This window comes from Pseudoalteromonas sp. bablab_jr011 (assembly GCF_016464045.1).
GTDB classification, from domain to species: domain Bacteria; phylum Pseudomonadota; class Gammaproteobacteria; order Enterobacterales; family Alteromonadaceae; genus Pseudoalteromonas; species Pseudoalteromonas lipolytica.
Genome location: NZ_JACDWU010000038.1, coordinates 1 through 218, shown reverse-complemented (window position 1 = coordinate 218; position 218 = coordinate 1). Strand labels below are relative to the sequence as shown.

At 46.3% G+C, this 218-nt stretch carries 1 pseudogene; it reads right to left on the bottom strand.

Annotation, left to right across the window (positions count from 1 at the left end):
- Positions 1-218: pseudogene (locus JIG41_RS01120) on the bottom strand (hypothetical protein); the annotation flags it as partial.

The following is a 218-nucleotide window of genomic DNA, read 5'->3' as shown; positions in this document are numbered from 1 at the left end:
GTAGCTGGTTAGGGTGACTTTATGGGCGGGTTTGTTGTCAGTCGCTATTGTCCAAGGTAAGTTGGTTGGTCCTCCACCATCTCCCATCATAAAGCTCCCGCCTTCAACAAACACCATGTGGGCTTTAGTGCGCTCAATAAGAGCATGTACTTGCTTGTCTTGCTCTCCAGTGAGCTTATCTATGTTATTTTCGATATCGCAGCCACTTAGTAATAAGC